We start from the raw sequence: 17,496 nt of genomic DNA, 5'->3' as shown, positions 1-17,496 counted from the left end.
CCATGACCGACTTCACTACCGTACAGCTGGAAAAAGACCCGCGCGGTTTAGCCACCCTGTGGCTGAACCGCCCGGACAAGAACAACGCCTTCAACGCCGAGATGATTCGCGAGCTGATCCTCGCCATCGACGCCATCGCTGCCGACAAGAGCCTTCGTTTCCTGCTCCTGCGCGGCCGCGGCAAGCACTTCTCCGCCGGCGCTGACCTGGCCTGGATGCAGGCCTCGGCCAAGCTCGACTACAACGCCAACCTCAACGACGCCCGCGAGCTGGCCGAGCTGATGTACAACCTCAACGCTCTGAAGATCCCCACCCTGGCCGTGGTCCAGGGCGCGGCCTTCGGCGGTGCGGTGGGCCTGGTGAGCTGCTGCGATATGGCCATCGGCGCGGACGACGCGCTGTTCAGCCTGTCCGAAGTGCGCATCGGTTTGGCCCCGGCAGTGATCAGCCCCTTCGTTGTACAGGCCCTGGGCGAACGCGCCGCGCGCCGCTACGCGCTGACCGCAGAGCGCTTCTCCGGTAATCGCGCCCGTGAGCTGGGCCTGCTGGCCGAGGCCTACCCGGCCGGCGAGCTGGAGGCCCAGGTCGAGAGCTGGGTCAGCAACCTGCTACTCAACAGCCCGCAGGCCATGCAGGTGAGCAAGGACCTGCTGCGCGAAGTGGCCAGCGGCGTGCTCCACCCGCCGCTGCGCCGCTACACCGAGAACGCCATCGCCCGTATCCGCGTCAGCCCCGAAGGCCAGGAGGGGCTCAACGCCTTCCTGGAAAAACGCACGCCCGCCTGGCAGGAGCCGCAAGCATGAGCCGCAAGCACATCGACACCCTGCTGGTGGCCAACCGCGGCGAAATCGCCTGCCGGGTGATGCGCACCGCCAAGGCCCAGGGCCTGAAAACCGTGGCCGTGCACAGCGCCATCGACGTCCATGCGCGCCATGTGCGCGAAGCCGATCTGGCGGTGAACCTCGGCGGCGCCAAGCCGGCCGAGAGCTACCTGTTGGTCGACAAGATCATCGCCGCGGCCAAGGCCAGCGGCGCCCAGGCCATCCACCCGGGCTACGGCTTCCTCTCCGAGAACGCCGGCTTCGCCCGCGCCATCGAGGCCGCCGGCCTGGTCTTCCTCGGCCCGCCCGCCACGGCCATCGACGCCATGGGCAGCAAGTCGGCGGCCAAGGCGCTGATGGAAGACGCCGGCGTGCCGCTGGTGCCCGGCTACCACGGCGAAGCCCAGGACGTGGAAACCTTCCGCGTCGCCGCCGAGCGCATCGGCTACCCGGTACTGCTCAAGGCCGCCGCCGGTGGCGGCGGCAAGGGCATGAAGGTGGTCGAGCGCGAAGCCGAACTGGCCGAGACCCTGGAATCCGCCCAGCGTGAAGCCCAGTCCGCCTTCGGCGACTCGCGCATGCTGGTGGAGAAATACGTGCTGCAGCCGCGCCACGTGGAGATCCAGGTGTTCGCCGACAGCCACGGCAACTGCCTGTACCTCAACGAGCGCGACTGCTCAATCCAGCGTCGCCACCAGAAGGTGGTCGAGGAAGCCCCAGCCCCGGGTCTGTCGCCCGAACTGCGCCGCGCCATGGGCGAGGCGGCGGTCAAGGCTGCCCAGGCCATCGGCTATGTCGGCGCCGGCACCGTGGAATTCCTGCTCGATGCCCGCGGCCAGTTCTTCTTCATGGAGATGAACACCCGCCTGCAGGTGGAACACCCGGTTACCGAAGCCATTACCGGCCTCGACCTGGTGGCCTGGCAGATTCGCGTCGCCCGTGGCGAGGCGCTGCCGATCAGCCAGGAGCAGGTGCCGCTCAATGGCCACGCCATCGAAGTGCGCCTGTACGCCGAGGACACCGACAACGACTTCCTGCCCGCCTCCGGCGACCTCAAGCTGTATCGCGAGCCGGCCTCCGGTGAAGGCCGCCGGGTCGACAGCGGCGTAGCCGAAGGCGATACCGTCTCGCCGTTCTACGACCCCATGCTCGGTAAGCTAATCGCCTGGGGCGAGGACCGCGAGCAGGCCCGTCAGCGTCTGCTGGCCATGCTGGAGGAAACCGCCGTTGGCGGCTTCGCCAGCAACCTGCCCTTCCTGCGTCGCGTGCTGGCCCATCCGGCCTTCGCCGCTGCCGAGCTGGATACCGGCTTTATCCCCCGCCACCAGGCGCAGCTACTGCCGGACGTGGCCGAGCTGCCGAGCGAGTTCTGGCAACTGGCCGGCGAGGCCTGGCTGCAGAGCGAGGCACCGCGTCGCAGTCATGAGGACTATCACTCGCCGTGGAGCGGCAACCTCGGCTGGCGCGCCGGCCTGGCCAGCGAGACCGACCTGCAACTGAGCTGTGGCGAACAACGCCAGACCGTGCACCTGCGCGGCGCGCTGCAGTCGCAGCTGCTGGGCGAGCAACTGTGGCTCGAACAGGACGGCCTGCGCCGCGCCCACCGTGCCATCCGCCAGGGCGATGCGCTGTATCTGGAGTGGCAGGGGCGCCTGCACGAGGTGCGCAAGGCCGACCCGATCGCCGAGGTCGAGGCCAGCCACGCCCACCAAGGCGGGCTGACGGCGCCCATGAACGGCAGTATCGTGCGCGTGCTGGTCGCACCCGGCCAGGCCGTAGAAGCCGGCACCGCCCTGGTGGTGCTGGAAGCCATGAAGATGGAGCACAGCATCCGCGCGCCTCACGCCGGCACGGTCAAGGCGCTGTACTGCGCCGAGGGCGATATGGTCGGCGAAGGCGCCGCACTAGTTGAGCTGGAAGAGGCCTGAGGGCCACCCACGAAGCGAGAGAGAACAGATGAACCTGCCGCAACACGTCCGCCTGGTCGAAGTCGGCCCGCGCGACGGCCTGCAGAACGAGAAACAGCCGATCAGCGTGGCCGACAAGGTGCGCCTGACCGATGACCTGAGCGCCGCCGGCCTGAGCTATATCGAGGTGGGCAGCTTCGTCTCGCCCAAGTGGGTGCCACAGATGGCCGGCAGCGCCGAGGTGTTTGCCGGCATCCAGTACAACCCCGGTGTGGTCTACGGCGCCCTCACCCCCAACCTCAAGGGCTTCGAAGCCGCAGTCGAGGCCGGCGTGAAGGAAGTCGCGGTGTTCGCCGCCGCCAGCGAGGCCTTCTCGCAGAAGAACATCAACTGCTCCATCGCCGAGAGTCTGGAGCGCTTCGTGCCGGTGATGGAAGCGGCCAAGGCCCACGGCATCACGGTGCGCGGCTACGTCTCCTGCGTGCTCGGCTGCCCCTACGAGGGCGAAGTGGCGCCCGAGCAGGTCGCCGCCGTGGCGCGTGAGCTGTTCGCCATGGGCTGCTATGAGGTTTCGCTGGGCGACACCATCGGCACCGGCACCGCTGGCAAGACCCGCACCATGTTCGAGGTAGTCGGCCGCGATATCCCGCGCGACAAGCTGGCCGGGCACTTCCACGACACCTACGGCCAGGCCCTGGCCAATATCTACGCCAGCCTCCTGGAAGGCATCGCCGTGTTCGACAGCTCGGTCGCTGGCCTCGGCGGCTGCCCCTACGCCAAGGGCGCCACCGGCAACGTCGCCACCGAGGACGTGCTCTACCTGCTGCTGGGCCTGGGCATCCACACCGGCATCGACCTGGACAAGCTGATCGACGCCGGTGCACGCATCTGCCAGGTGCTCGGCAAGGACAACGGCTCGCGCGTCGCCCGCGCCCGCCTGGCGTCGCGCTGAACGCCGGCGCTGCGACCAAGGTCAGATTGCCCGACGGCCGAGCCCCGCTAAGCTCGGCCTCTTCCCCTGAGCGAGACTGCCGATGAAAGACGCCTCCACCCTGCGCGACTACCAGCACGTGCGCCTGCTGGCGATCCGCTCGCTGTTCGAGATCGTCGAGCAGTCCAGCGAGGGCACGGTGATCGTCGACAAGGACGCGCGCATCGTCTGGATGAACGAGCGCTACGCCCGTCGCTATGGTCTGGACGACGCCAGCCAGGCCATCGGCCAAGAGGTGGAAAAGGTCATCCCGTCCAGCCTGCTGCGCCAGGTGGTGGAGACCGGCGAGCCGATCCTGCTGGACATGCTCGACACCCCCGGCGGCCCGCTGGTGGTGATGCGCCTGCCGGTGCACGACGATGCCGGCGCGGTGATCGGCGCCATCGGCTTCGCCCTGTTCGACCAGCTGCGCAGCCTGGCGCCGCTGGTGACCCGCTTCATGCAGATCCAGGAAGAATTGGCCTCGACCCGCTCGCTGCTGCAGGCACGCCAGGCCAAGTACAGCTTCGCCCACTTCATCGGCACCAGCGCCGCCAGCCTGGAGGTCAAGCGCCGCGCCCGCCGCGGTGCGGCCAGCGAGTCACCGGTGCTGTTGCTCGGCGAAACCGGCACCGGCAAGGAGCTGCTGGCCCACGCCATCCACAGTTCCTCGCCACGGGCGCACAAGCCCTTCGTCAGCGTCAACTGCGCGGCGATTCCGGAAGCCCTGCTGGAGGCCGAGTTCTTCGGTACCGCGCCTGGCGCCTTCACCGGCGCCGACCGCAAGGGCCGCCCCGGCAAGCTGCAGATCGCCCAGGGCGGCACCCTGTTCCTCGACGAGATCGGCGACATGCCACTGGCCCTGCAGAGCAAGCTGCTGCGCGTGCTGCAGGAGAAGGAATTCGAGCCGGTCGGCTCCAACGAGGTGCGCCGCAGCGACGTGCGCCTGATCGCCGCCACCTCGCTGGATCTGGAAGCTGCGGTGCAGGAAGGCCGCTTCCGCGCCGACCTGTACTACCGCCTCAACGTCCTGCCGATCCAGCTGCCGCCGCTGCGCGAGCGCCTGGACGACCTGCCAGCGCTGTGCGAGGCGATCCTCGATGAACTACCCGGCCACCATGAGCTGGATAACGAGGCCCAAGCCCTGCTCGCTAGTCATGCCTGGCCAGGCAACATCCGTGAGCTGCGCAATGTGCTGGAGCGTGCGGCCCTGCTCGGCGACGAGGCGCGCCTGGGCGCGGCAGCGCTGCGCACCGCCATCGGCCGCTTCGTGCCGCTGCCTGCCACGCAGGCGACTGCGCCGCTCAGCAGCGTTTCGACCGCAGGCGGCTTCTACGCCGCCCGCGAAGCCTACGAACGCCAGCTGATCCAGCAGGCCCTGGCCGAGCACGCCGGCAGCGTGCCGGAAGCCGCCAAACGCCTGGGGCTGGGCCGTTCGACCCTGTACAAGAAGATGGTCGCCCTGGGGCTTTCGTCTTGATTTGGAGACAAGTCTCCAATCAGAGATTTTGCGCTGCAGCTGGGATTCACTGGGGCCTGGCTAGAAACCCGGCAGAGGTCGTCTCCAATAAGAGACAAACGTCGCTCAAGTCTCATCCCAAAAACACAATAAATCCTTATAAATCAATCTCCTACGTTATTGGCACAGAACTGGCTATAAGCCCTGCGCGGCCAGTCCGCAGCCCCAATAACAACAATACCGCTGCACGTAGTGCGAACTTCGCTCCAGGGACGATCCTGCACCGTCCTCGTTCGCCACGGCGCCGCGCCAGGAGATACTCCGTGAGCAAACTCTCGCTCAGCCATGCCGTTGCCCTCGCCGCCCTCGGCGGTACCTGCCTGCCCAGCCAGGCCGCCTTTCTCGAAGATGGCAAAGCCAGCCTGGAATTGCGCAACTTTTACTTCAACCGCGATTTCCGCCAGGACGGCGCCGCCCAGTCCAAGCAGGACGAATGGGCCCAGGGCTTCCTCCTGCGCTACGAATCCGGCTTCACCGAAGGCACCATCGGTGTCGGCGTGGACGCCCTCGGCATGCTTGGCGTCAAGCTCGACTCCAGCCCCGACCGCACCGGCTCCGGCCTGCTGCCACGCGACAAGGAGAAGGTCGACGGCGCCCAGGACGAATACGGCGAGCTGGGCCTGACCGCCAAGTTCAAGGCCGGCGCCAGCGTGCTCAAGGTCGGTACCCTGCTGCCCAAGCTGCCCACCGTGCTGGCCAACGACTCGCGCCTGCAGCCGCAGACCTTCCGCGGCGCGCACCTGAACTCCACCGACATCGCCGGCCTGACCCTCGATGCCGGCCAGCTGCGCCAGGTCAGCCAGCGCGACTCCTCCGACAGCGAGGACATGACCGTCACCAGTGGCAGCGCCCGTGGCATCGTCGCCAGCGGCGACAGCGACCGCTTCGACTTCGCCGGCGCCAGCTACAAGTGGAATGACCAGCTCACCACCGGCTACAGCTACGCCAAGCTCGACAAGCTCTACGACCAGCACATCGTCAACCTGACCCACCTGCTGCCGCTCGGTGAAGGTCAGTCGCTGAAGAGCGACCTGCGCTTCGCCCGCTCCGACGACGACGGCCACAGCAACGTCGACAACCGTGCGCTCGGCGCCATGTTCACCTACGGCCTCGGCGGCCATGCCTTCGGTCTCGGCTACCAGCGCATGAGCGGCGACACCGGCTTCGCCTACATCGGCGGCACCGACGCCTTCCTGGTCAACTTCGTGCAGATCGGCGACTTCGCCAACGCCGAGGAACGTTCCTGGCAGGCGCGCTACGACTACAACTTCGCCGCCGTCGGCATCCCCGGTTTGACCTTCATGACCCGCTACCTGTCCGGCGACAACATCGAGCTGGGCGCCGGCAAGTCGGAAGGCAAGGAGTGGGAGCGCAACACCGACATCGCCTACGTGTTCCAAGACGGCCCGCTGAAGAACTTCGGCATCAAATGGCGTAACGCCACGCTGCGTTCGAGCAACTTCGGCAATGACCTGGACGAGAACCGTCTGATCCTCAGCTACGTGCTGCCGCTCTGGTAAGCGAACCAACCACCGGCAACCTGGCTCACAACAACAATATCGCTGCGCGCGTCCGCCGCGCCGCAGCACAGGAGACAGCTCAATGAGCGTGATCATCGCCCTCGCGGCCCTAGCCCTGCTGATGCTGGCCGCGTACCGCGGCTACAGCGTCATCCTCTTCGCCCCCATCGCCGCCCTCGGCGCCGTGCTGTTCACCGACCCGTCCGCCGTGGCGCCTGCCTTCACCGGGGTGTTCATGGAGAAGATGGTCGGCTTTATCAAACTGTACTTCCCGGTGTTCCTGCTTGGCGCCGTGTTCGGCAAGCTGATCGAGCTGTCCGGCTTCTCGCGCTCCATCGTCGCCGCGGCCATCCGCCTGCTCGGCACCAACCAGGCCATGCTGGTGATCGTGCTGGTCTGCGCCCTGCTCACCTACGGCGGCGTGTCGCTGTTCGTGGTGGTGTTCGCCGTGTACCCGTTCGCCGCCGAGATGTTCCGCCAGAGCAACATCCCCAAGCGCCTGATCCCGGCCACCATCGCCCTCGGCGCGTTCAGCTTCACCATGGACGCCCTGCCCGGCACCCCGCAGATCCAGAACATCATCCCCACCACCTTCTTCGGCACCACCTCCTGGGCGGCGCCGTGGCTGGGCGTGATCGGCACCCTGTTCGTGTTCAGCGTCGGCATGCTCTATCTGCGCCGCCAGCTGAACAAGGCCAAGCGCAGCGGCGAGGGCTATGGCACCGAGCTGCGCAACGAGCCGGAAACGGCAGACGACCTTGCCCTGCCCAACCCCTGGCTGGCGCTGTCGCCGCTGGTGCTGGTGGGTCTGTCCAACCTGCTGTTCACCCGCTGGATTCCGGAAATCTACGGCAAGACCCACAGCCTGCAACTGGCCGGCATGGCGCAGCCGGTGACCAGCGAAGTGGCCAAGCTGACCGGCATCTGGGCCGTGCAGGCCGCGCTGCTGCTGGGCATCTTGCTGGTGCTGATCTGCGGCTTCCGCGCAATCAAGGCCAAACTGGCCGAAGGCACCAAGACCGCGGTCGGCGGCGCGCTGCTGGCATCGATGAACACCGCCTCGGAATACGGCTTCGGCGCGGTGATCGCCTCGCTGCCCGGCTTCCTGGTACTGGCCGATGCACTGAAAAGCATCCCCAACCCGCTGGTCAACGAAGCGGTCACCGTCACCCTGCTGGCCGGCATCACCGGTTCGGCCTCGGGCGGCATGAGCATCGCCCTGGCGGCCATGTCCGACACTTTCATCCAGGCTGCCAACGCCGCCAATATTCCGCTGGAAGTGCTGCACCGGGTCGCCTCGATGGCCTCCGGCGGCATGGACACCCTGCCGCACAACGGCGCGGTGATCACCCTGCTGGCAGTCACCGGCCTGACCCACCGCGAGGCGTACAAGGACATCTTCGGTATTACCCTGATCAAGACCCTGGCCGTGTTCGTCGTGATCGGCGTGTTCTACGCCACCGGCATCGTCTAACCGTAGGGCGGGTGTAGCCCGCGACCGGGCCGCCGAGGCGGCCCGTGCAACAGGAGAAGCACATGAATCTGCAAGGCAAGACCGCCCTGGTCACCGGTTCCACCAGCGGCATCGGCTTAGGGATAGCCCTCAAGCTGGCCGAAGCCGGCGCCAACCTGGTGCTCAACGGCTTCGGTGACGTGGAAGCAGCCGTTACGGCCGTCGCCGCCCACGGCGGCCAGGTACGCCACCACCCGGCGGACATGAGCAAGCCCGCGGAGATCGAAGCCCTAGTGCGCTTCGCCGAGGAACAGTTCGGCGGTGTCGACATCCTGGTCAACAACGCTGGCATCCAGCACGTGGCGCCAGTGGAGGCATTCCCGGTGGAGCGCTGGGATTCGATCATCGCCATCAACCTCAGCTCGGCCTTCCACACCACGCGCCTGGCGCTGCCGGGCATGCGCGCACGCAACTGGGGGCGGATCATCAACATCGCCTCGGCCCATGGCCTGGCGGCCTCGGCCGGCAAGAGCGCCTACGTGGCGGCCAAGCACGGCCTGGTCGGCCTGACCAAGAGCGTGGCGCTGGAGACCGCCACCACGGGCGTCACCTGCAACGCCATCTGCCCCGGCTGGGTGCTGACCCCGCTGGTGCAGAAACAGATCGACGCCCGCGCCGTGGATGGCGACGTCGCCCGCTCGCGTCACGACCTGCTGGCCGAGAAACAGCCGTCGCTGGATTTCGTCACCCCCGAACAACTCGGCGCTCTAGCTCTGTTCCTCTGCAGCGAGGCAGCCGAACAGGTACGTGGCGCCGCCTGGAACATGGACGGTGGCTGGCTCGCCCAGTAAGTCATTACCCTACAATCGATACACAACAAGAAGTTCAGGATTGCCGCATGAACCAACCACTTTGGGCCCCTTCCGCCGAACGCATCGCCGCTACCCGCATGGATGCCTTCCGCCTCTTCGTCAACCGCCGCCACGCCCTGCAACTAGCCGACTACCCGGCCCTGCATGCCTGGAGCGTGAGCGAGCGCGAGGCGTTCTGGCAGGCCATCGTCGACTTCTTCGAGGTGCGTTTCGCCGCCCAGCCCGAGGCCGTGCTGCGTGAAGGCCCGGCCATGCCCAGCGCGCACTGGTTCCCTGGCGCGACTCTGAACTTCGCCGAACACCTGCTGCGCCGCCGCGATGACCACCCGGCGCTGGTTGCCATTGGCGAGGACGGCTCACGTGAGCAGCTTAGCTATGCCGAGCTGGCCGCCCATGTCGCCGGCCTGCAGCGCAGCCTCAAGGCCGCCGGCGTCGGCATTGGCGATCGCGTCGCCGCCTTCATGCCCAACACCTGGCAGACCCTGGTCGGCATGCTCGCCACCGCCAGCCTCGGCGCCACCTGGTCGAGCTGCTCGCCGGATTTCGGCACCCAGGGCGTGATCGACCGCTTCGGCCAGATCGAACCCAAGGTACTGATCGCCGCCGCCGGCTACCGCTACGCCGGCAAGAACCTCGACCTGAGCGGCAAGCTCAACGAAATCCTCGAGCGCCTGCCCGGCCTGCAGCAACTCGTGGTGGTGCCCTACTCGCGCCCCGAGGCTAGACCTGCTGATTACAAGTCAGTTGCTCTAACTACGCTATGGTCGGACTTCTACCAGGCCGGCGGCGAGCCCGAGTTCACCCCAGTGCCGTTCGAGCAGCCGCTGTACATCCTCTACTCCAGCGGCACCACCGGCGTGCCCAAGTGCATCGTCCACGGCGTCGGCGGCACCCTGCTGCAGCACGTCAAGGAACTGGGCCTGCACACCGACCTGCATGCCGACGACACCCTGTTCTACTACACCACCTGCGGCTGGATGATGTGGAACTGGCTGGTCTCAGGCCTGGCCCTGGGCGCCACCCTGGTGCTGTTCGACGGCTCGCCCTTCCACCCGGGTGCCAAGCGCCTGATCGACCTGATCGACGCCGAGAACATCAGCATCTTCGGCACCAGCGCCAAGTTCATCGCCGCCCTGGAAAAGGCCGGCGCCAAGCCGCGCGAGACGCACAAGCTGAGCCGTCTGAAGGCCATCCTCTCGACCGGCTCGCCGCTGGCCCACGAGAGCTTCGAGTACGTCTACCGCGACATCAAAAGCGACGTCTGCCTGTCCTCCATCTCCGGCGGCACCGACATCGTCTCCTGCTTCGCCCTCGGCAACCCGGTGCTGCCGGTGCGCCGCGGCGAGCTGCAGTGCAAGGGCCTGGGCATGGACGTGCAGGTATGGGACGACGCAGGCAAGGCAGTGCTCGGCGAGAAAGGCGAGCTGGTCTGCGCCCAGCACTTCACCTCCATGCCAGTAGGCTTCTGGAACGATGCCGACGGCGCCAAGTTCCGCGCCGCCTATTTCGAGACCTTCCCCGGCGTGTGGGCCCACGGCGACTACGCCGAGGAAACTGCACACGGCGGGCTGGTGATCCACGGCCGCTCGGACGCGGTGCTCAACCCCGGCGGCGTGCGCATCGGCACCGCCGAGATCTACCGCCAGGTGGAGAAGGTCGAGGAAGTGCTGGAATCCATCGCCATCGGCCAGGACTGGGACGGCGACGTACGCGTGGTGCTGTTCGTACGCCTGCGCGAAGGCGTAGCGCTGAGCGACGAGCTCAAGCAGCGCATTTGCCAGGTCATCCGCGCCAACACCACGCCGCGCCATGTACCGGCAAAGGTCATCGCCGTGGCCGATATCCCGCGCACCATCAGCGGCAAGATCGTCGAACTGGCCGTGCGCAACGTGGTGCACGACAAACCGGTGAAGAACACCGACGCCCTGGCCAACCCGCAGGCGCTGGAGCTGTTCCGCGACCTCGAAGAGCTGCGTAGCTGACCAGGATCGGTATCTGCTCCAGGCTCAGGCCTGGCGACGGATACTGCTCGCCGGCTTTCCTATACTGACGGCTCCTCCTCTGGAAGCCTCGTCTTGCGCCTCTTTCTGAGCCTCCTGCTGCTCTGCCCTGCTCTTCTGCTCGCCGAGCCGAAGGACATCGATCTGTACATGCCCGACGCGCCGCCACTGGCCGCGCTCGGCAACGGCCAGCATGGCATCACTGGCGATATCGCCATCATGGCGCTGGAGCGCGCCGGCTATCGCGCCAGCCTGCGCTCCGAGCCCTGGCTGCGCGCACAGAAGCGGGCGCAGGAATCGCAACTAGCGCTGTTGGTCCCGTTATCGCGTACCCCGGAGCGAGAGGCGCGCTTCACCTGGGTCGCCAATATACTGCCGATGCCCCGTGCATTCTTCAGCCTGCAGCCACCGGTCAACAGCCTGGAGGAAGCACGCCAACGTTATCGCCTGGTCGCCGTCGGCCTGGGTACGGCGCAGGAGGAGATTCTGCGCGGTGCCGGTTTCTCCGATGCGCAACTGTATCCGCTGCGCCTCGGCGAGCGACCGGTACGCATGGTGCGCATGGGCCGGGTGGACGCCTGGTTCACCACCGAGGCCGAAGGCCGCTTCCAGTGGGATTCAGGGCCCGCATTGCACATGAGCCCGCCCATGGCCAACACCGATATGTACATCGCCTGCTCGCTGCAATGCGATCCCGTTCTGGCTCGGGCGGTCCATCTCGCTGTGGAACAGATGCGCCAGGACGGCACCCTGCAGCGCGTGATCGACCACTACCTGCCGCCAGCCACCAATCGCTGAAAGCCTTCGGCCTCCCCCGCGGGCAGGATGTAGCGCACATGGGTCTTGGCCGAGAAGGCGTAGGAGTGATTGACGCCGAAGAAACCGCTGTAACAGCGGGACAAATGCGCAGCATCGCTGAAGCCCGCCATCTTGATTGCCACTGAGCCGGGAACACCGGCCAGGGTATGCCTGACAAAATCGAGCAACCGGTACCAGAGCCGGTGCCGGCGCAGCGGTACCCCCACCTGCAGAGCAAACAACCGAATCAGCCCGGATTCGGAGAGCCCGACCTCGGCGGCCAACACACCGACCGAGATGTTCAGTGCTGAGCTGCTGCGCAGACGCTCGACCACCTGCGTCACCCGTGGATCGACCTGCGGCAGCGGATCGCCGGCGCCACGGTAGATCATCGTCTCGACACGCCGCTGGGCCTCGGCATGCCCCGGCGCCTCGTCACGCAAGCCGGTCAGCGTCTGCGCCAGGCAATGCTCCTGCCGGTGGTGGTAGTGAATGCCCTGGCAGGTAGCTGCCATCTGCCGGCGCAGCACGGCGAAGTCGGGCCTGCCCGCATCCAGATAACAGGCCGCCAGCACGGCGTCGCGGTTGTCGATGGCAATGCGGCTGCCCGCGGGAATCAGCACGCTGGCGCTGCTGAGCCACTGTTCATGGCCCGGTGTGCGGAACCTCACCTCGCCCTGCAGGCAAACGAGCATGGCCGCCGCGGCCGAGTGCAGGTCGCGGATGGGCAACTGGCCACGCCCCAGGTACAGGTACCGTCGGCTCGAGACATATACAAGTGCAGGAGATGAGTTTCGCTCGGCAGGCATTCGAGAGTGCTCTTTTAACGAGTAGAAACATGCGACCAGATATCACAAGGCAAGTTTGTTTTATTGCTGATAAGTGTCAATCAATTTTCAGAGCAATTAGCCACCAACACTTGCGGTGGAAATAAATGCAACCGAAAGAATGACAAAACAGCGCGCACTAATACCCAAGAGCTACATCTCCGCTCGACCCCGCATCACGCCGCGAAGCCAGAGCAGCCGAGCCATGGGCGAATGGATAGAACACTGCAAGGTCACTCCACAATCCTGCATTGCTTGTATGAACTGAGACGACTTGATCGTTGTTGCGCAACTTCCTCGTTGTTAGTTTCCAGCCGCGCTTGCAAATAAGCCGAAACCAACCGTCATGACGTAACAACAAAATCAACGAGGTAATGACATGGGAATCAAAGTAACCACTGCCAAAGCGATACTGATGTTCGCCACGCTATTGGCCAGCACTTATGCCTTTTCCGCCACCGGCCCGTCTGCGCCCTGCAGCAACTGCACCCGTGGCCCGGCACCGACGGTCACTGCGCTGAAGGCCTCGACCGGCCCCTTCACCACTGCCAAGTTCTCGGTATCCGGCTTCCTCAAGGGCTACGGCGACAGCACCGTGTATTACCCGACCAACACCACCGGCAAGATGGGCGCCATCGCGGTCATTCCCGGCTATCTCTCCTACGAGAGCAGCATCGACTGGTGGGGCCCGCGCCTGGCCTCGCACGGCTTCGTGGTGATGACCATGAACACCAAGACCATCTACGACCAGCCCGATAGCCGCGCCAGTCAGCTGAGCGAAGCACTGGACTACCTGATCGCGCAGAGCAAAAGCTCGTCCAGCCCGCTGTACAACAAGATCGACAGCACCCGCCTGGGCGCCATCGGCTGGTCCATGGGCGGCGGCGGCTCGCTCAAGCTGGCGACCCAGCGCTCGATCAACGCCATCATCCCGCAGGCACCGTGGTACCTGGGCTCCAGCGCCTTCAGTGGCATCAAGACGCCGACCCTGATCCTGGCCTGCAGCGCCGACACCGTGGCACCGGTGGCCCAGCATGCCTCGCCGTTCTACAACCAGATCCCCAATTCCACGCCCAAGGCGTTCCTGGAGATCTACGGCGGCTCGCACTTCTGCGCCAACTCCGGCTACCCGAACCAGGACATGCTGGGCATGTACGGCATCGCCTGGATGAAGCGCTTCATCGACTTCGACAGCCGCTACAGCCAGTTCCTCTGCGGCCCCAACCATGAGTCGGACTACGCGATTTCCGACTACCGCGAAAACTGCCCGTACTGATCGACGCGCACAAAAAAGGGCAGCCCAGGCTGCCCTTTTTGATTGCCGCGATCAGATGCCCGGCCGGCCCGGGTCCTCCGGCGGTGCTTCTTCCTCGATATCTTCCAGCGTCAGCTCCATCGCCCAGTTGGCGGGTGCTGCGGCAGGTGCAGCTGCCGGCTCCGGAGCAGACGTGGCGGCGGCCTGCGGAGCGGCCGGGTTGTCCTTGTACAGCTTGAGCTTGAGGCGCACGTTGTTGGCCGAGTCGGCGTTCTTCAGTGCCTCCTCTTCCTCGATGGCGCCCTCGTGGACCAGCTCGATCAGCGCCTGGTCGAAGGTCTGCATGCCGAGGTTCCTCGACTTCTCCATGATCTCCTTGAGCTCGGAGAACTCGTTGCGCTTGATCAGGTCGCGGATGGTCGGCGTACCCAGCATCACCTCGACGGCGGCGCGGCGCTTGCCATCGGTGGTCTTGACCAGGCGTTGAGAGACGAAGGCGCGCAGGTTATTGCCCAGGTCATTGAGCAACTGCGGGCGGCGTTCTTCGGGGAAGAAGTTGATGATGCGGTCCAGCGCCTGGTTGGCGTTGTTGGCGTGCAGGGTGGAGATCGCCAGGTGGCCGGTATCGGCGAAGGCCAGGGCATGCTCCATGGTCTCGCGGTCGCGGATCTCGCCGATCAGGATCACGTCCGGCGCCTGGCGCAGGGTGTTCTTCAGCGCAGCGTGGAAGCTGCGGGTGTCCACGCCGACCTCACGCTGGTTGATGATCGATTTCTTGTGCCGGTGCACGTACTCCACCGGGTCCTCGATGGTGATGATGTGCCCGCCACTGTTGCGGTTGCGGTAGTCGATCAGCGCCGCCAGCGAAGTGGACTTGCCCGAGCCGGTGCCGCCGACGAACAGCACCAGGCCGCGCTTCTCCATGATGGTCTTGAGCAGCACCTCGGGCAGCTTGAGGTCCTCGAACTTGGGGATTTCCATCTTGATGTTGCGCGCGACGATGGAAACTTCGTTGCGCTGCTTGAAGATGTTGATACGGAAGCGGCCGACGTTGGGCACGGAGATGGCCAGGTTCATCTCCAGCTCCTTGTCGAAGTCGGCGCGCTGCTCGGCATCCATGACGCTCGCCGCGATGGCCGCCACGTCACCCGGCTTGAGCGGCTCCTGACTGAGCGGCTTGAGCACGCCATTGAACTTGGCGCAGGGCGGCGCTCCGGTGGACAGGTAGAGATCGGAACCGTCCTGGCTGGCCAGGATCTTCAGCATCTGAGTGAGGTCCATCGTGCGCGCGTCCATCTGGGTGGAAGTATCAAAATAGGTCAGCTTTTTCAGGAGCATTAGCCTGAAAAATGACGCCATTCTGATGGCGCAAAGAATGCTGGCACAATAGCGCCCTCGCAAAATGAGGAACCCATCATGCCCAAGGCCATGGCCCGACACATTCTGGTGAAGACTGAGGCCGAAGCGGCCGCGCTGAAGAAGCGCATCGCCGCTGGCGAAGCCTTCGATGTATTGGCCAAGAAACACTCCACCTGCCCCTCCGGCAAGAAGGGTGGCGACCTGGGCGAAGTCCGCCCCGGGCAGATGGTCCGCGCCGTGGACCAGGTGATTTTCAAGAAGGCGCTACGCGAAGTACACGGGCCGGTGAAGACCCAGTTCGGCTACCACCTGATCCAGGTGTTCTACCGCGAGTGACCTCACCAGCCGAGGGTGAGCGCGGCCAGCACCAGATAGCGCGCGGTCTTGGCCAGGCTGACCAGCAGCAGGAAGCTCCACCAGGGCTCGCGCATCACCCCCGCCACCAGGGTCAGCGGGTCGCCGATCACCGGCACCCAGCTCAGCAGCAGCGACCAGCGGCCATAGCGCCGGTAACTGGCTTTGGCCTGTTCCAGCCGCGCTGGGCTCACCGGAAACCAGCGGCGCTCACGGTAGCGCTCCAGCCCTCGGCCCAGCGCCGCATTCAGCACCGAACCCAGCACATTGCCGACGCAGGCCACGGCTAGCAATGCGGCAGCCGGCTGCCCGCCGTTCAGCAACAGCCCGACCAGCACTGCCTCAGATTGCAGAGGCAACAGGCTGGCGGCGCCGAAGGCGGACAGGAACAGGCCGAGGTAAACCGAGAAATCGAGCAAGCGCGCCTCGCATGAAAGGATTCGGCAAGCCTTATAGCCGAACCCTTCACAGAAGCGAAACATTCGCAATTGGGTAACACCATGAAAAGAGCTGGGGTCATCTGTAACAGCCAGGAAAGACGCGGCCTCCAGGTACTTTTGGTACAGATGTGCCAGCTAGAGCAGTGACTAGTTGGTCACTCGGTGATGGCATGGATTCTGCGAACACCCGTTCGCTGAAGTTTCGGGCGATGGAGCGCCTGGATAGCGGCCAAGGACGATCCAACACCGCTTCGAGATCCCATAAATGAACAACAAGAAAACGCTTCTCGCCTTCTGCATCGGCAGTTCCCTGCTGCTGTCCGGCACCGCACAGGCCGGGCTGTTCGGCTCCACCGGCTATACCAAGACCAAATACCCCATCGTGCTGGCCCACGGCATGCTCGGCTGGGACAGCATGCTCGGCATCGACTACTGGTACGGCATCCCCTCGGCCCTGAGCTCGGATGGCGCCAGCGTCTACACCACCGAAGTCGTGCAGATGGGTACCTCAGAGGCACGTGGCGAGGACCTGATCAAGGAAGTCGAAGAAATCGTCGCCATCTCCGGCAAGCCCAAGGTCAATCTGATCGGCCACAGCCATGGCGGCCCGACCGTACGTTACGTGGCGGCGGTGCGTCCGGATCTGGTCGCCTCGGTCACCAGCGTCGGCGCCCCGCACAAGGGCTCGGCAGTGGCCGACCTGATCCGCCAGATCCCCGAGGGTTCGGCCGGTGAAACCATCGTTGCCGGGCTGGTCAACGCCATCGGCAGCGTCATCCACTTCATTTCCGGCAGCACCAGCCAGACCCCGCAGAATTCCCTCGGCGCACTGGTCTCGCTGAACAGCCAGGGCGCGGCGGTATTCAACAGCAAGTTCCCCCAGGGCATCCCCACCAGCGCCTGTGGCGAAGGCGCCTACAAGGTCAACGGCATCAACTACTACTCCTGGAGCGGCACCTCGCCGGTGACCAACGTCCTCGACCCGATGGACCTGATCACCACCATCGCTTCCCAGGCGTTCGCCAAGGGCGTGGCCAACGACGGCTTCGTCGAACGCTGCAGCTCGCACATGGGCATGGTCATCCGCGACAACTACAAGATGAACCACCTGGACGAGATCAATCAGTTCCTCGGCATGGGCCATCTGTTCGAAACCAGCCCGGTCACCGTCTACCGCCAGCAGGCCAACCGCCTGAAACTGGCCGGCCTCTGAGCCCGCCACCGGGGCCCACAAGGCCCCGGTTCGCCATCCTCTTCGCTAGCCCTTAAGCGCCAACTTCGCAATCCAAGCCGGCTTTTCAAGTGCATGATTTTCCACATATTTTGTGGATAAGTCTGTGGGGAATAGCCTGCGGCCCACGGCGTTCGCCGCCTCGCTTAAATTGCCTGATTTTTAGGCTG

General features: G+C 65.4%; 14 protein-coding genes and 1 pseudogene. 12 read left to right on the top strand and 3 right to left on the bottom strand.

Features of this window, described 5'->3' with window-relative positions:
- The first annotated feature begins 2 nt into the window (after positions 1-2).
- The 9 genes and pseudogenes from IP89_RS02065 (at position 3) to IP89_RS02025 (ending at position 11,860) form a co-directional block, all read left to right on the top strand.
- Positions 3-803: a gamma-carboxygeranoyl-CoA hydratase gene (locus IP89_RS02065; RefSeq protein WP_043307276.1), complete on the top strand. Its 801-nt coding sequence runs from the start codon at positions 3-5 to the stop codon at positions 801-803.
- Complete coding sequence (locus IP89_RS02060; RefSeq protein WP_043307275.1) at positions 800-2,749, top strand: acetyl/propionyl/methylcrotonyl-CoA carboxylase subunit alpha; 1,950 nt, start codon at positions 800-802, stop codon at positions 2,747-2,749. The genes IP89_RS02065 and IP89_RS02060 overlap by 4 nt, the downstream gene beginning before the upstream one ends.
- Before the next feature lie 28 nt (positions 2,750-2,777).
- Complete coding sequence (locus IP89_RS02055; RefSeq protein WP_043307274.1) at positions 2,778-3,680, top strand: hydroxymethylglutaryl-CoA lyase; 903 nt, start codon at positions 2,778-2,780, stop codon at positions 3,678-3,680.
- Between the two features lie 82 nt (positions 3,681-3,762).
- A pseudogene (locus tag IP89_RS02050) lies at positions 3,763-5,242 on the top strand (sigma-54 interaction domain-containing protein).
- 238 nt (positions 5,243-5,480) lie between these two features.
- Positions 5,481-6,737, top strand: coding sequence for an OprD family porin (locus IP89_RS02045; RefSeq protein WP_043307271.1), 1,257 nt, complete (start codon positions 5,481-5,483; stop codon positions 6,735-6,737).
- A gap of 82 nt (positions 6,738-6,819) precedes the next feature.
- The gene (locus IP89_RS02040) at positions 6,820-8,211 is read left to right on the top strand and encodes a GntP family permease (RefSeq protein WP_043307269.1); all 1,392 of its coding nucleotides are present in this window, start codon (positions 6,820-6,822) and stop codon (positions 8,209-8,211) included.
- Positions 8,212-8,273: 62 nt separating this feature from the next.
- Positions 8,274-9,041, top strand: a complete 768-nt coding sequence (locus IP89_RS02035; protein WP_043307267.1) for a 3-hydroxybutyrate dehydrogenase — start codon at positions 8,274-8,276, stop codon at positions 9,039-9,041.
- A 47-nt stretch (positions 9,042-9,088) separates the two neighbouring features.
- Positions 9,089-11,044 (top strand): acetoacetate--CoA ligase, encoded by a 1,956-nt coding sequence (locus tag IP89_RS02030; protein WP_043307265.1) that lies wholly within the window; start codon positions 9,089-9,091, stop codon positions 11,042-11,044.
- A 93-nt stretch (positions 11,045-11,137) separates the two neighbouring features.
- On the top strand, positions 11,138-11,860 hold the full coding sequence (locus IP89_RS02025; protein WP_043307264.1) for an ABC transporter substrate-binding protein: 723 nt from the start codon (positions 11,138-11,140) through the stop codon (positions 11,858-11,860).
- On the opposite strand, the gene IP89_RS22670 is transcribed toward IP89_RS02025, so the two are convergent.
- Positions 11,833-12,591, bottom strand: a complete 759-nt coding sequence (locus IP89_RS22670; protein WP_156114970.1) for an AraC family transcriptional regulator — start codon at positions 12,589-12,591, stop codon at positions 11,833-11,835. The genes IP89_RS02025 and IP89_RS22670 overlap by 28 nt on opposite strands.
- Before the next feature lie 475 nt (positions 12,592-13,066).
- Between IP89_RS22670 and IP89_RS02015 the strand changes: the two genes are divergently transcribed.
- A complete protein-coding gene (locus IP89_RS02015) occupies positions 13,067-13,963 on the top strand; it encodes an alpha/beta hydrolase (RefSeq protein WP_156114969.1) in 897 nt (298 codons plus the stop codon).
- A gap of 51 nt (positions 13,964-14,014) precedes the next feature.
- On the opposite strand, the gene IP89_RS02010 is transcribed toward IP89_RS02015, so the two are convergent.
- Complete coding sequence (locus tag IP89_RS02010; protein WP_177326832.1) at positions 14,015-15,223, bottom strand: PilT/PilU family type 4a pilus ATPase; 1,209 nt, start codon at positions 15,221-15,223, stop codon at positions 14,015-14,017.
- Between the two features lie 135 nt (positions 15,224-15,358).
- Here IP89_RS02010 and IP89_RS02005 point away from each other — a divergent pair, with 135 nt between their 5' ends.
- A complete protein-coding gene (locus IP89_RS02005; protein ID WP_043307263.1) occupies positions 15,359-15,637 on the top strand; it encodes a peptidylprolyl isomerase in 279 nt (92 codons plus the stop codon).
- 2 nt (positions 15,638-15,639) lie between these two features.
- Here the strand turns inward: IP89_RS02005 and IP89_RS02000 are convergent, their stop codons facing one another.
- Positions 15,640-16,074, bottom strand: a complete 435-nt coding sequence (locus IP89_RS02000; protein WP_043307262.1) for a YqaA family protein — start codon at positions 16,072-16,074, stop codon at positions 15,640-15,642.
- Positions 16,075-16,360: 286 nt separating this feature from the next.
- On the opposite strand from IP89_RS02000, the gene IP89_RS01995 reads away from it, so the two are divergent.
- Positions 16,361-17,308, top strand: a complete 948-nt coding sequence (locus IP89_RS01995; RefSeq protein ID WP_043307261.1) for a triacylglycerol lipase — start codon at positions 16,361-16,363, stop codon at positions 17,306-17,308.
- The last annotated feature ends 188 nt before the right edge of the window (positions 17,309-17,496 follow it).

The organism is Pseudomonas sp. ML96 (assembly GCF_000761545.1).
Taxonomy (GTDB): domain Bacteria; phylum Pseudomonadota; class Gammaproteobacteria; order Pseudomonadales; family Pseudomonadaceae; genus Aquipseudomonas.
The sequence above is the reverse complement of the archived record's forward strand: the minus strand, read 5'-3'. Positions and strand labels throughout refer to the sequence as shown.

Bases quoted from the DNA above. Each gene is read 5' to 3' on its own strand.
- IP89_RS02065 (WP_043307276.1), top strand. From the start codon at position 3: ATGACCGACTTCACTACCGTACAGCTGGAAAAAGACCCGCGCGGTTTA.
- IP89_RS02060 (WP_043307275.1), top strand. From the start codon at position 800: ATGAGCCGCAAGCACATCGACACCCTGCTGGTGGCCAACCGCGGCGAA.
- IP89_RS02055 (WP_043307274.1), top strand. From the start codon at position 2,778: ATGAACCTGCCGCAACACGTCCGCCTGGTCGAAGTCGGCCCGCGCGAC.
- IP89_RS02040 (WP_043307269.1), top strand. From the start codon at position 6,820: ATGAGCGTGATCATCGCCCTCGCGGCCCTAGCCCTGCTGATGCTGGCC.
- IP89_RS02035 (WP_043307267.1), top strand. From the start codon at position 8,274: ATGAATCTGCAAGGCAAGACCGCCCTGGTCACCGGTTCCACCAGCGGC.
- IP89_RS02030 (WP_043307265.1), top strand. From the start codon at position 9,089: ATGAACCAACCACTTTGGGCCCCTTCCGCCGAACGCATCGCCGCTACC.
- IP89_RS02015 (WP_156114969.1), top strand. From the start codon at position 13,067: ATGGGAATCAAAGTAACCACTGCCAAAGCGATACTGATGTTCGCCACG.
- IP89_RS02010 (WP_177326832.1), bottom strand. From the start codon at position 15,223: ATGGACCTCACTCAGATGCTGAAGATCCTGGCCAGCCAGGACGGTTCC.
- IP89_RS02005 (WP_043307263.1), top strand. From the start codon at position 15,359: ATGCCCAAGGCCATGGCCCGACACATTCTGGTGAAGACTGAGGCCGAA.
- IP89_RS01995 (WP_043307261.1), top strand. From the start codon at position 16,361: ATGAACAACAAGAAAACGCTTCTCGCCTTCTGCATCGGCAGTTCCCTG.